General features: G+C 36.0%; 11 protein-coding genes and 2 riboswitches. All 11 genes read right to left on the reverse strand.

Going from position 1 to position 12,823, the window contains the following annotated elements; genetic code table 11:
* Positions 1–881: 881 nt before the first annotated feature.
* The 11 genes from AC1DSB_RS06225 to AC1DSB_RS06275 all read right to left on the reverse strand — a co-directional run bounded on the left by AC1DSB_RS06225 (position 882) and on the right by AC1DSB_RS06275 (position 12,710).
* The gene (locus AC1DSB_RS06225; RefSeq protein ID WP_477586112.1) at positions 882–2,744 is read right to left on the reverse strand and encodes a bifunctional homocysteine S-methyltransferase/methylenetetrahydrofolate reductase; all 1,863 of its coding nucleotides are present in this window, start codon (positions 2,742–2,744) and stop codon (positions 882–884) included.
* Positions 2,741–3,934, reverse strand: a complete 1,194-nt coding sequence (metC, locus tag AC1DSB_RS06230; protein WP_477586114.1) for a cystathionine beta-lyase — start codon at positions 3,932–3,934, stop codon at positions 2,741–2,743. The genes AC1DSB_RS06225 and metC overlap by 4 nt, the downstream gene beginning before the upstream one ends.
* Positions 3,934–5,046 (reverse strand): methionine biosynthesis PLP-dependent protein, encoded by a 1,113-nt coding sequence (locus tag AC1DSB_RS06235; RefSeq protein WP_477586116.1) that lies wholly within the window; start codon positions 5,044–5,046, stop codon positions 3,934–3,936. Before AC1DSB_RS06235 ends, metC begins: the two co-directional genes overlap by 1 nt.
* A gap of 238 nt (positions 5,047–5,284) precedes the next feature.
* Entirely contained in the window at positions 5,285–5,446 is a 162-nt protein-coding gene (locus tag AC1DSB_RS06240; RefSeq protein ID WP_477586118.1) for a DUF2292 domain-containing protein, read from the reverse strand.
* A gap of 230 nt (positions 5,447–5,676) precedes the next feature.
* Positions 5,677–7,977, reverse strand: a complete 2,301-nt coding sequence (metE, locus tag AC1DSB_RS06245; RefSeq protein ID WP_477586120.1) for a 5-methyltetrahydropteroyltriglutamate--homocysteine S-methyltransferase — start codon at positions 7,975–7,977, stop codon at positions 5,677–5,679.
* Positions 7,978–8,124: 147 nt separating this feature from the next.
* Positions 8,125–8,230, reverse strand: a riboswitch (SAM riboswitch).
* 212 nt (positions 8,231–8,442) lie between these two features.
* Positions 8,443–8,549: riboswitch (SAM riboswitch) on the reverse strand.
* Positions 8,550–9,061: 512 nt separating this feature from the next.
* Complete coding sequence (locus tag AC1DSB_RS06250; RefSeq protein WP_477586122.1) at positions 9,062–9,250, reverse strand: hypothetical protein; 189 nt, start codon at positions 9,248–9,250, stop codon at positions 9,062–9,064.
* Between the two features lie 187 nt (positions 9,251–9,437).
* Positions 9,438–9,731 carry a 3-isopropylmalate dehydrogenase gene (locus AC1DSB_RS06255; protein WP_477586124.1) on the reverse strand — a complete coding sequence of 98 codons (294 nt, stop codon included), beginning with the start codon at positions 9,729–9,731 and terminating at the stop codon, positions 9,438–9,440.
* A gap of 443 nt (positions 9,732–10,174) precedes the next feature.
* Positions 10,175–10,489, reverse strand: a complete 315-nt coding sequence (locus AC1DSB_RS06260; protein ID WP_477586126.1) for a hypothetical protein — start codon at positions 10,487–10,489, stop codon at positions 10,175–10,177.
* Between the two features lie 623 nt (positions 10,490–11,112).
* The gene (locus AC1DSB_RS06265) at positions 11,113–11,331 is read right to left on the reverse strand and encodes a hypothetical protein (protein ID WP_477533426.1); all 219 of its coding nucleotides are present in this window, start codon (positions 11,329–11,331) and stop codon (positions 11,113–11,115) included.
* A gap of 252 nt (positions 11,332–11,583) precedes the next feature.
* On the reverse strand, positions 11,584–11,802 hold the full coding sequence (locus AC1DSB_RS06270; protein WP_477586128.1) for a hypothetical protein: 219 nt from the start codon (positions 11,800–11,802) through the stop codon (positions 11,584–11,586).
* A 398-nt stretch (positions 11,803–12,200) separates the two neighbouring features.
* Positions 12,201–12,710: a YoqH family protein gene (locus AC1DSB_RS06275; protein WP_477586131.1), complete on the reverse strand. Its 510-nt coding sequence runs from the start codon at positions 12,708–12,710 to the stop codon at positions 12,201–12,203.
* Positions 12,711–12,823 lie beyond the last annotated feature (113 nt).

The following is a 12,823-nucleotide window of genomic DNA, read 5'->3' on the forward strand; positions in this document are numbered from 1 at the left end:
GTACAAGAGTCATCATAATAGCTCTTGAATAGTTCTAGTTCTCCTGAATTATAGGCTTTAAGAGACTCAAGTACTACTTGGATCTTCTCAGTCATTTAACGTTCCTCCTTTCGTTGGTATTATAAAACTGTTTAAATAGGAAAATTTTACCTACTATTCTAAATTATATTATTAATTTCTAATTTGCACCAAATAGGTACTGCACAGTTCGAACAAGATGTGTCGCACAGTTCAACCGATACTACGCTTATTTAACTAACCTGCCCCGTTAGTTCAATAAGAAAAAAAGGGCTGCTTAAGCAACTATGAGCTTTAACTAAAGCACCCGTTAGCTGAAAAAGGTTGATATTATTAATGTTTCTATTCGTGTTCCAAGACACTGTACAATAATGAATCTCGCCGACCGTCTTTAATCAATAAATCTTTACGAATTTCACCTTCTTTCATCGTCTTCTAATTCCTTTTCAATTTCTTCATCACTAATCGTTACTTTCTCCTCTTTAACTCCATACTTTTTTATTACTATTTGACCTACCTCTGACTTATCAATGGCACCTTTAGTTAATAAAACACTATAGGGTTAATCTTTTGGATAGTTAAAATAAAGGAACATGCCGTTTGCCATTTATTGCTAACTAACATCAATTTTCCAGTATTAAAATGTAATACATACCTGTTTACAGCACCACATCATTACCGAGATAAGAATATACATTTTTTTAGTTCCTAGGTTCCACTTTAGTCCTACTAGCTCGCATAATTTCAATTGGAGTAAAATAAAGAATTCCACCTAATCCCCCTACCAATAAGCTATATGGAAGAATCAGATTGATAAACATTCCTGGATGCTCTGATCCCCATATACCGTTTGCATAGTTGAATCAATGAATGGAGGTTACGGCAATTTTGTTCCTCTGCAATTCGCTTGCACGCTGACGGGCATATAGAGCCAACTCAACGGTTAGTTCATAACGTAAAAATGGTGTAATTAAATAAATCCCATTAAACAAGTCTAATGCTGTATCAATTAAAGACTTCGTAATTTCGAGTCCTTCTTGTACTGCCTGAACCGGGTTATCATTAAATTTTGCCATGCGGTCACGAATCGTTTTCGAAATTTTGATTCCCGGTACTTCATTATGAAGAAACTCAGCGTTTTTACTGCTTAGTAAGGGCATTAAACCAATATATATAGGCGCATTAAGATGTTTGGTAGATTCGTAAATTTCGAGTAATTTTTCCTCTGAAAATACAGGTTGTGAGATGAAATAATCTGCGCCAAGCTGAACTTTCTTTTCAAGGCGCTGCACCGCTTTATCTAGATGACGGACATTTGGATTAAAAGCAGCGGCAATGCTAAAAGATGTTTTTTGGCCAAGATCTTTTCCTGAAAAAGATAAACCTTCATTAAGTTGTTTGATCATTTGAATCAGCTCAAAGGATGACACATCATAAACAGAAGATGCTCCTGGGAAATCGCCTACTCTAGCTGGATCGCCCGTTATCGCAAGTACATCATTCATCCCTAAAGTGTGAAGGCCCATCAAGTGGGATTGCAGACCGATAAGGTTGCGGTCCCTGCAAGCTATATGGATGAGTGGCCGCATCGCCAGTTGAGTTTTAACTAGGTAACCTAATGATTCATTTGAAATACGAACAGAGGCAAGCGAGTTATCCGCAAGTGTAATCGCATCGATTCCCACTTCTTTTAAAGCTTTTGCTCCCATGAAAAATTTTGTTGTATCCAATTTCCGAGGAGGATCTAACTCAACAATAATCGATGGTTTCTTCTTTACAATTTTCTCAAGAGGCGGGAAATCCCTTTTTATTGATATTACGTCGACAACTTGTTTAGGTGGTTTTATTTTTACGACCTTTTGTGTAATTGGAACCACATTTTTTAATTCGGAAGCAATGGCTCTTATATGTTCAGGTGTAGTGCCGCAACATCCTCCAAGAAGACCAACTCCTTCATTGCGGAATGCCAGTGCTGACTTTCGAAAGTACTCCGCATCACCTTCATAATGAAATTTCCCATCCGTATATGCAGGCAGACTTGCATTTGGATAGGCAGAAAGATAAGCATGTGCTGGAATCTCAATCTGTTCAAGTGATAACAACGTATGATGTGGTCCGAGGCGACAATTCAGACCAATGACATCAGCACCAAGATTTTCGAGCTGCAAAAATGCTTCATTGACAGGTGTTTGATCTTGCAAAATCCCTGGCTCTTGAAGTGCTAGTTGTGAAATGATTGGCAGATTTGTTTCCTTACGAGTGATTGTAAGAACGGCTTCAAGCTCTTGAAGGTCATAGAAAGTTTCGAGGAGAATCCCATCAACCCCTTCTAATAAAAGACAATATAACTGTTCCCGAAAGCTTCGTTTTATATCCTCTAATGAAATAGAATTGGGCTTTACTCCCCGATTACCACCAATCGTCCCAAAAACATAAGCGTCGTTCTTAGCTGCTATTTTGGCATTGTGGACAGCGGCACTATTGATTTCTTTTACCGAATCTTCCAGTCCATACCTTTGCAGCTTTAAATAATTTGCTGCATACGTGTTCGTCTGAATCACATCCGCACCTGCACCTAGATACGCTTTATGGATGTTTTGAATTTGTTCCGGCTGGGATAGGTTCAGTTCCTCAAAGCAGCAATCTGTCCCATACGAGTATAGGAGAGTTCCCATGGCGCCATCACCTATTAATATTTGGTTTTTTAATTTCCCCAAAAAACTCATTGGCTCTCTCCTCCATGATAGATAAACTGTCTACCTTGAACATGCTGAAAGGCTTGTGAAAAATCATTAATAAGATCATTCGGATTTTCAAGGCCGACCGATAAGCGAAGAAGACTATTTTTGATGCCACGTTTTTCTCTTTCCGCTTTTGGCATCGCCGCATGGGACATTTTACTCGGATACGATAAAATCGTCTCTACAGACCCAAGGCTTACTGCAAATACAGGGAATTTCACATTCGAAACAAATGAACGAAGCGCATCCTCATTGGCAAGTTCAAATGATAAAACCGCACCTGGACCATCTGCCTGGTTTTTTTGAAGCTGATGTTGCGGATGACTTTCTAGAGCCGGATAATAAACCTTATCGATAAGCGGGTGTCCTTGTAAAAATTCGGCGAGTAATATTGCAGATTTTTGTGATTGTTCGAGACGGACATAAAGCGTCTTGAGCCCTCTTAGTACGAGCCATGCGTCCTGAACACCCAGAATAGCCCCAAACGAATTTTGTAAAAAACCCAGCCTTTTCGCTAATTTCTCATCCTTGACAACTGCCAATCCAGCGACGACATCGCTATGCCCTGATAGAAATTTGGTTGCACTATGTAGCACAACATCAGCCCCAAGTTCAAGTGGTTTTTGCAAGGCTGGAGTGAGAAAAGTGTTATCCACGAATGTTAAGGCATTATTTTCTTTTGCTAACTTGCTAACCGCTTTGATGTCGGTCACCTTCAGTAAAGGGTTGGAAGGTGTTTCAACATAAAACACTTTTGTATTTGGCTTAATGGCTTGTTTTACTTGGATCAGATCCGTCATATCGACAAAGCTATAGTCAATTCCGTATCGGGACAGGACTTCGGTGATTAATCGATAGGTACCACCATAAACATCCTCTGAAATCACGACATGATCTCCTGAAGAGAGAAGCRGAAATGCCGTTGAAATCGCTGCTATCCCGGAAGAAAAAGCGAATCCATTTGTTCCACCTTCTAGTTCCGCAATAAGCTCTTCTAGCGCATTCCTTGTCGGATTAGAGCTGCGACTGTAATCATATTTTCCAAAATGATCGATATCAAATTGATGAAAAGTTGACGCATGTTGGATCGCTACACTGACTGCGCCAGTATTCGGATCAATCTTATGACGATTGTGTAAAAGCCTTGTTTCAAAGGAATGTTCTCTGTTCTCCATTACATAATCATCTCCTCTCTTATTTGGACAAAAGCTTGCTCAAGGTCTGAAAGCAAATCTTCTGCATCTTCAATTCCAACGGATAAACGCAATAAACGATTGCAAACACCTGCTTGAATTCTAATCTCTTCAGGGATATCAGCATGTGTTTGAGTGGCGGGATAGGTGATGAAGCTTTCTGTTCCTCCTAGGCTTTCGGCAAATGTTATAAGGGATAAACCTTGTAAAAAAGGATTAATCCATGACTCTTCTTTTAGGCGAAAAGAGATCATTCCACCTCGTCCTGGATAAAAAACGTCGGTTACAGTTTGTAGATTGGAAAGGTAAAGGACAACTTCCTGAGCATTTTTCTCATGCCGATTCATTCGTAGAGATAAAGTTTTCATACCGCGCATCAATAACCAGGAGTCAAATGGACTAAGTACAGCTCCCGTACTGTTATGGTAATTCGCTAGTTCCTCACATAGTTTTTTTCCTTTAGCAACAATAAGTCCAGCAAGAACATCATTATGACCGCCTAAATATTTGGTTGCGCTGTGGATTACAATGTCAGCACCAAGAGTGATTGGTTGTTGCAAGAGAGGTGTATAGAAAGTGTTATCGACAATCAGCATAATTCCGTGTTTCTTGGCAATTTCCGAAACAGCGGAAATATCTGTTTTCTTCATTAAGGGGTTTGTAGGCGTTTCCAGAAAGATAGCTTTTGTTTGAGGGGTAATCTTTATTTCGATTTCTTCCGGACAATATGTGTTTATGTATTGACACTTCAACCCCCATTTTTTATATCCTTGTTCTAATAAACGATAGGTACCTCCATATAAATCTTCACTAACTAACCATTCATCACCTGATTGAAATAGGGACAAAACGGTCATAATTGCCGCCATCCCAGAACTACAGGCGAAGCCTTGATCACCATATTCCAAATCTGATATTGTATTTTCAAGGAGCTGACGTGTTGGATTTCCCGTACGACTATAATCAAACTCCGTCGATTGCCCAAGCCCTTCATGACGATAGGCCGTAGAAAAATAAACAGGCGGATTCACAGTCCCTGTAACCGTATCACTGCGATTTCCAATTTGAGCAAGTTGTGTATCGATTTTATACATCCCAATCACTCCTCTAATAAAAATGTTGATGCACATTAAAACGGCGTTCTCCATTGTGGATCATCAGTTATTGATACTCTCACTGCAGATTCTTACAACGTTAACTTATTCCAATCTGTTTTCTTAACCCTTGGATATAAAAAAGACCTCTTGATTCCATAAAATTGTCAATAAACAATCCTACTGAATACAAGAGGCCTCCAGTTGTCCGGTGAGCTTCTTTAATATTTTAATTTTTTCAAACAGAAAACCGTTGCTTTTCTATGCGATTTATTTGAACAATTTTTCCTTCATGAAACGTAATTTGTAGCTCTCCAAAATGCAAACCTTCAAGTGCTTTTGCGATAACTTCATACTTCTCCTTTTCCTTTTCCTTACCTTCTTTCACCAAATCTCCCATTCACTCAACTCCCATTTGCTTACATTAACTCAATATACRTGACCTCTTATTTAGCAGATTTGAATAGCTCTGCTGTAATTGGCACCGTTACAATTCGATTCAGTGGTTGCCGTGGTATCAAAGACTCTTTAAAGTTAGGACTTATCTAGGAGTAACAGCCTATGCTTGTGTGAAAGGGTCCCAAGATTTTCTATTTCACTTTCATTATTCGGATATCCCACTCTGGCAGTTTATGACCCTATATTCACGAGCAGCTTTTCTCTAGTTTGTTTTGCTGCTTCAACCATTATCTTAAGTGTTGCAACCGTTTCATCAAGACCTCGTGTTTTCAACCCGCAATCAGGATTAATCCAGAACTGATTTGGATCAAGAACTTGTAGGGCACGATCAATGTTTCTACTCAGCTCTTCAAGCTTTGGTACACGTGGACTATGAATGTCGTATACACCAAGACCAATCCCTTTGTCATATGTGTTTTCTTCAAACGATTGAATTAATTCACCATGACTTCTTGATGTTTCAATCGAAATAACATCAGCATCGAGTGCTTTAATCGCATCGATAATATCTTTAAAGTCCGAATAACACATATGGGTATGAATTTGTGTATCGTTTTGTACTGACGTTGTTGCAAGTTTAAACGCATAAACTGCAGCGTCAAGATACCCTTCCCATTTTTCACGTTTTAATGGCAGCCCTTCACGAATTGCCGGCYCATCAACTTGAATCATACGAATTCCATTTTCCTCAAGCGTTTCAACTTCTTTTCGAAGCGCAAGTGCAATTTGATTGGCAACAACATAGCGTGAAATATCATCACGAACAAACGACCAGTTTAAAATTGTAATTGGACCTGTCAGCATTCCTTTTACAGGTTTGTCAGTTATTGATTGGGCATATAAACTTTCATTAACTGTTATCGGTTCTATAAATGACACGTCACCGTAAATAAGTGGTGGTTTCACACATCGCGAGCCATATGACTGGACCCAGCCAAATTTCGTGAATTGGAAGCCATCTAATTTTTCTCCAAAATACTCAACCATGTCTGTACGTTCAAATTCTCCATGTACAAACACATCTAGACCAAGTTCCTCTTGAATTTCAATCCACTTTTTAATTTCTGCTTTTATATATGTTTCATATTCTGTATTCGTTAACTCGCCTTTACGCCATTTTAATCGGTTCTTTCTTACTTCTTGAGTTTGCGGGAAGCTTCCGATTGTTGTTGTTGGAAGAAGTGGTAATTGAAAAGCCTCTTTTTGTATCTCTTGACGGACTTTAAATATTGCTTTTCGTTCCGCTTTATACGTATGCAAGTTTTGAATGGCTTCTTGAACTAGTGTGTTATTTCGGAATGATGATTTTTGTAACGCTTGAATCGCTTCTGTACTTGCACTGATTTCTTTTTGTATCGCTTCTTTTCCATCGTTTAAGCCTTTTGTCAGTAGAACAATTTCATGTAATTTTTCATTAGCAAATGATAATGCTCCTTTTAGGACGTCATCAAGCGTTTCTTCACTTTTAACTGTCACAGGTACATGCAATAAGCTTGATGAAGATTGTACAATAAGACGATCTTTTGAAACAACATTAGCAATCTCTGCAAGAATTGCAGAATGATCATTAAGATTTGCACGCCATATGTTTCGCCCGTCAATTACTCCAGCAGCAAGAACCTTATCTTTTGGGAAACCATACTTTCTCAAAGCAGCAAGATTTTGACCAATATCATATACAAAATCAAGTCCAATTCCTTGAACAGGAAGTGAGATAACATCTTCGTAATGTTCAATGCTTTCAAAATATGTTTGTAATATCAGCTTTATGTTTGGCGCTGCATCATGCAATGTTTGATAGATATCCTTAAATAACGCAACATCTTCTTTGGAAATCGTTGTAGATAAAATCGGTTCATCGATTTGTACCCACTCTACTCCTTCTTTTTGTAATTCACGTAAAATGTCAGCGTAAAGCGGTACAAATTTTTCAACAACTGCTTTAAACTCACTTTCTTTATAACCCTTTGACAGTTTTACAAATGTGATAGGTCCTAAGATTACAGGCTTTCCTTCGATATTAAGTTTCTGTTTAGCCTCTTTATAAAATTGAAGTGGACGGTTTTCAACAAGAGTAGGTACTGCTTCATTAAGCTCTGGAACAATATAGTGATAGTTTGTGTTAAACCATTTTGTCATTTCAGATGCAACCGCACCTTTATTGCCTCGTGCTATATCAAAATACGTTTCAAGTGATACTTTACCGCCGTCGTATTCAAAACGATTCGGTACTAATCCGAACATAACGGCTGTATCAAGCACATGATCATACAAGCTAAAGTCTCCAACTGGTATCAAGTCAATTCCTAAATCTTTTTGTTTCTGCAGATTGTTTAGACGAATCTCCTCAATTTGTTTTAAGAATGATTCTTTTTCTAGTTTCCCTGCCCATAACTGCTCCAGTGAATTTTTCCATTCGCGTTTTACACCAATTCTTGGATAACCTAAATTCGAACTTTTTACTCTACTCATAATATTTTTTACACTCCTTCTATTTTTATATTTTCATGCCCGTTTCTATTTGAAACTGTGGCTAATGAACCCATATTTCTAAAAACAAAAAAGCCTCTTCTTGGAAACAAGAAGAGGCTCATCATTAAATATAAGTGACAAGATCTCAACTCATCTTCCAAGCATAATCGCTTGAAGGAATTGGCACAGTGCTCATAATGAGTCTGTTGCCGAGGTTTCAAAGGGCCTTTCCCTCCACCTCTCTTGATAAGTAGAAATTAACTATTTAGTTTTATTAATGGTTTAAATGGTATCAGTTTTGCTCGTTTTGAAATCAACGAATTTAACTTAGTTGTTATATTAATACATAAATTCAAGAAAGTAAATAATTTTCTAAAATTTGTTTTTCTCATTTTTATAATTTAAAAAACAAAAAAGTCTCTTCTTGGGAACAAGAAGAGACTCATCATTAGTAGACAAGATCTCAACTTATCTTCCAAGCATAATCGCTTGAAGGAATTGGCACAGTGCTCAATAATGAGTCTGTTGCCGAGGTTTCAAAGGGCCTTTCCCTCCACCTCTCTTGATAAGTTGAAATTAACTATTTAGTTTTATTAATGGTTTAAATGGTATCAGTTTTGCTCGTTTTAAAATCAACGAATTTAACTTATTTATTATAATAATACAAACATTCAATAAAGTAAACAATTTCCTGAAATGCGTTTTTTACCGTTTTTATCTTTTCACAAAGTACACTACGGACGTAAAGAACAGATTAAAAAGCAGCCCCAAAAGTATTTGATCGTCGAGGAATCGACGGAACTATAATGAGCATGATTGCTGCTTATGCAGCGTTTGATTGATGTACATCAAAAGCTTTTCTTCTCGTTAGTTCTATAAGTTCACAAAAAATGTGTTAATCCTTCTTTCTTTAACCTTAACACCTAAACAAAAAACGCCTAAAACCTATATATATCAAGGATTTTGGGCGTTACAAGAATGGTTGGTTATTTGCGTTAAAACGGTACATGCGGAGTATACCTGTAAATACTGATAGCTCACGTCTTTTCTCAGACGTTAGCTTTTTTCTTTTTTCTTTTTCAACTCAAGCACCCGTTAGTTGAAGAGGAAATGTGCTACTATGCAGGTCTATTGCAAAAGTAGTTCCATAATGGTCTTCAATCGCCTTGCTTAATTGTGGCTGTAATAGATCAATTACGGCATCTTCTAACACATTCTCTCGTGTAGGTTGTGTTATTGGACGATTTGCGTACGTTATTAGTGATGTAGTCAAAACAATACCAACGATTAAAATTATAAATATTTTTTTCATTTCATCACCTACTCAACTTACTTTGTAGGTATTTTATCCATTGATTTTAATTATATTCTTCTTCAACTAACCTGCCTCGTTAGTTCAATAAGAAAAAAGGATTCACTCCTTATTGAAGTAAAGCACCCGTTAGTTGAATAATCGTGAATCACATGTTTCTGCTGTTATATTTTTTTACGACGGTTGCTAAAACTGCAATAATAAAAACGATGACACTATTTATCATTAAATAGTACCCTAGTTGCATGCCATAAAACACTGCAAAAGGATCTCGAATAGTAAATATCGCTAACGCACCACCGATTGCACCAAATAAGACTGCTAGTATTAATATTGTAAAAGCAGAAAAATATAGATTTTTCTTTTTTCTGTAAAATATAAACCCAATAATATTTGCAATAACGATAAAAAAGCCCATAAGTATTATGAAAAAACTATCCATTTAACTCTTCCTCCATAAACATATTTTACCATTAAAACCAAAAACCTTATTGAACTATTCTGCCCCGTTAGTTTAAGTGTAACATTTCACAATAGATGGCCGAAATTTACTTGATGTTTCGGACGTAAAAATAGACCATCGAAATGATGGTCTTGTTTAACTAAAGCACCCGTTAGTGCAATAAGAGATATTAGTTTTGGTAGCAAGTCTCATAGTCGTCTTTCATTAACAAACTTTTACAAGCCAAACCATTTTCGTGATAAATCTCTTTACCAATTTCTAATTCGATACTTCTATTTGAATTTGGATACTCAGGTTCGTCATTTAGAATACCCCCCACCTTCTTAAGTTCAATCACAATCATTTCAAATAATGATAATTTACACAATATTCTTCTTCAAGTAAACTGCCCCGTTATTTGAAGATGAAAACGGAATACTATTTCACCAATTTAATATCAACATTAAAATGCTTGAAATGAGGACTACAACAAAAAAGGCAAGGATGTAATATGTTTTTCCTTGTTGCTGTGTCTTATGTTTCTTTTCATAATCCTTCCAACCAATAAACAAACCCAAAAACATTCCTATAATTCCAAAACGTAAAATCGCTATAAAATAATCAAGAAACGGTTTATACGTAATTAGGCGACCACCGTTATCTACCTCTTGAATTTCTTTGTAACTAACAAATAGAATGGAAACAGCCAATCCGAACACTAACCCATACAGACCTGATTTTCTTAATACTTTTTCCATAGTTCTCCCATCTCCCTTCTCCACAAAATGGCCCAATTGTTGAACAAAAGTTATACCACACTCTTCAACTAACCTGCCCCGTTAGTTGAATAAGAAAAAAGGGCTACCAAAGCAGCCCAAAGATTTTTACTAAAGTACCCGTTAGTAAAAAGAATTATTAATCCGAAAATCACTAAAGCACTCGTTAGAACAATATTAACCCATAAAGTTAGATAGATAATATTGAATACCATAAGCCCCTGAAGAACTAATGCTTGCAACTAAAACCGCAATTGTTAAATAAGCAATATAGCTGGATTTCCTTTTTGAAAGTAACAAATAAAAAATTGAAATGAATAAACTGACGATAAAAAAGATAATCCATAGAATACTAAATGTAAAAAATTCAAAACTGATAAGGAAACTCACTACGTAAAATAAATTTATCAAGAGTAATACGAATAAGAAGATTCTTTCCAAAATTACATCTCCGTTCCTGTTCTTTATTCCTAATTTTACCACTAAAAATGGGTGCTACTTCACATTTCTTATTAAACTAACCTGCCCCATTAGTTCAATAAGAAATTAGCTGTATAAGTAAATAATATATCAACCATTTCATCTTTTAATTTTATTCCGATAGTTTAAGGCTCACCTATACCCATTGCGAGTAATAGAAAAAAAGTGAACACCAGCATACAAATATTTAGAATCCCCCCGATAAAAAACCACAACTTGTTTCCTGACATAAATGCAAACACAATCCCAATAATTGATAGAACACTAAAAATTTTTATACCAACATATATATCAGCATTAGGTCCTCTCAAAATATAAAAAGCAATAATACTACTAATAAACATTAGCAATGAGATAACACCGAATTTGTTCAAGGGTTATCCTCCTTAATTTAATTTAATCCTTTATAATTATTACGTTATTTAACCCAAATAGTTCCAATAAATGAAAAATTCTTATTGAACTAACCTGCCCCGTTAGTTCAATAAGAAAAAGGGCTGTTTAAACAGCCCGATGACCTTTAACTAAAGCACCCGTTAGTTTAATAAGAAAAGATAATTAAACCAATCCTTTTAGAATGGAACCACAAAGTTACATTAAGTAATAGGAGATTCTTTCTCCTGTTTCCTTCTATATAGATAACGCCATATATAAAAAATCAACCAACCCATTACAGGGAATAAAGACACCAAAGAATGGTAATTAATTTCAGTGAAAAGCATAAATAATACACTTCCTATCACAACTGGTACCATAATAACAAACCATATTCTAACTTCCTTGTTTTTAAAACTTAGTTCAAATCGGTCGCTCATTTATCTACACCCCTAATTTGAAGTGATTTTTTCTTATAAGTTAATACGTAATTCTTTCCAAAAAGTTTTAGATTTGATTCAAATAACCTGCCCCGTTAGTTGAAGAACCAATTTTATTATTTTCTCTCCTTTTATTTTCCTGTCATTAAAACGGATTTGAACCCTTTATAAAAGGAATAAATACTGCATAACTTGAAACGATAAAAAGAAGCCAAAAAAATGTTGATGTCCGCCGTTGTTAATAGAGRTTACTTTCTTTCATAATAAATAGTCCAACAATTAGCGTGTATAAAACAAACAACATATAAGAAACTCCGAACCAGTTCACCCAAACATTCCCTATAAATTGAATTTCACGTTAATCCTTCTTGGATCAACGCAACCATTAGTTGAAGAAACTATTTACAATAGTTAATACTGTTTGTTAGAACACTTGGTCCTAACTTACCTGTTTTGGAATTTGAAAGACGCACCTGAACTTCGACATTCTTCATTTCTGCTGTAATTAAATCAAATCGTCCTGCCCAACTTGGACCATTCTCCTCTGGGGTTGGATAAAGCTTAAAACGCCAACTCATTTCTTTTGGAATAAACGCAAAACCTTCATAGCTATCGAAGTCTCCATAAGAAGACGGTTCAGGAAGATGTACAGCAAGAATACTTATATTAGTTCTTTCAAAACTTGGTGGGTTTAATTGCACTTTATAGATTAATGCTACACCTTTTGTATTCGTCAGACTTTTATCAACAGACTCCAATGTTAGGCTACAGGGCACTGAAATCACTTCTAATAATTCCTCATTTTCTTCATTTATTGCCTTTGCTTTTGGTGGTCTTTCCCAAGTTACAAATATTAGAGTTGTTAAACTTAATAGCAACAGCAAAAATAAAACTGATATTTTTTTCATCTAATCACCTACCTAATTTTAAAGGTGGTATTTCCTTATGATAAGACTATATTCTTGTTCAACTAATCTGCCCTGTTTTCATTAGCATAAATAAAAAAAGCCCGGGAATTATA

This window comes from Paenisporosarcina sp. P4_E4_2, assembly GCF_056401595.1.

Coding starts and splice junctions, on each gene's coding strand:
- AC1DSB_RS06225 (WP_477586112.1), bottom strand. CDS start 2,744: ATGAGTTTTTTGGGGAAATTAAAAAACCAAATATTAATAGGTGATGGC.
- AC1DSB_RS06235 (WP_477586116.1), bottom strand. CDS start 5,046: ATGTATAAAATCGATACACAACTTGCTCAAATTGGAAATCGCAGTGAT.
- AC1DSB_RS06240 (WP_477586118.1), bottom strand. CDS start 5,446: ATGGGAGATTTGGTGAAAGAAGGTAAGGAAAAGGAAAAGGAGAAGTAT.
- AC1DSB_RS06255 (WP_477586124.1), bottom strand. CDS start 9,731: ATGGATAGTTTTTTCATAATACTTATGGGCTTTTTTATCGTTATTGCA.
- AC1DSB_RS06260 (WP_477586126.1), bottom strand. CDS start 10,489: ATGGAAAAAGTATTAAGAAAATCAGGTCTGTATGGGTTAGTGTTCGGA.
- AC1DSB_RS06265 (WP_477533426.1), bottom strand. CDS start 11,331: ATGTTTATTAGTAGTATTATTGCTTTTTATATTTTGAGAGGACCTAAT.
- AC1DSB_RS06270 (WP_477586128.1), bottom strand. CDS start 11,802: ATGAGCGACCGATTTGAACTAAGTTTTAAAAACAAGGAAGTTAGAATA.
- AC1DSB_RS06275 (WP_477586131.1), bottom strand. CDS start 12,710: ATGAAAAAAATATCAGTTTTATTTTTGCTGTTGCTATTAAGTTTAACA.